The sequence below is a fragment of the Chengkuizengella axinellae genome, from assembly GCF_030730905.1.
GTDB lineage: Bacteria > Bacillota > Bacilli > Paenibacillales > KCTC-33759 > Chengkuizengella > Chengkuizengella axinellae.
Genome location: NZ_JAVAMP010000060.1, coordinates 1 through 514, shown reverse-complemented (window position 1 = coordinate 514; position 514 = coordinate 1). Strand labels below are relative to the sequence as shown.

Annotated in this window: 1 protein-coding gene and 1 pseudogene; both read right to left on the bottom strand. The window is 34.2% G+C overall.

What is annotated here, in order from left to right; genetic code table 11:
• Window positions 1-206: pseudogene (locus Q5Y73_RS24660) on the bottom strand (hypothetical protein); the annotation flags it as partial.
• 16 nt (window positions 207-222) lie between these two features.
• Window positions 223-514, bottom strand: a 292-nt coding sequence (locus Q5Y73_RS24655; protein ID WP_305994574.1) for a hypothetical protein, incomplete at its 5' end; no start/stop codon positions are given.

Genomic DNA, 514 nt, shown 5'->3' with positions numbered 1-514 from the left:
TCTTCTTGTAGTCGTTCTCGGTTTGCTGCTAAATAATATAAGGCTTCAAATGGATCTTCTTGAGCTCCGCATTGGCAATGTACTAAACGATTTCTTGTATCTACTACAAAATGTTTTTTTCTACATTTGCATTTTTTATCTGCACTTCTATTAACGCGGATTGTATCCAAGTTAATTATTTTGTCAGGTAACTTGTCCATTTCCATTCCCTCACCTTCTTATTCAGCTTATTTTCAACTGTTTTTCTGCTTTCATGTTTTCCACATAATCATGCAGTGAGTCCGGATTTATTCCTGTCCAGTCCTCAAATTCTCTTTCTACTTTTTTACAAAACTTTGAAATCTCTTCACTAAGATCAAGTTCATGCCACTTATCAAATCGGTCATAATACCAAGGTCTAAACTCACCACAATATTTGCTTTCGAAATTCCGACTTCCCTCATTTATAACGATTTGCAAATGAACAGGTTTGATAGGTTCATTATTCAATAGGTTTTGAGCAACTATTTTAAAC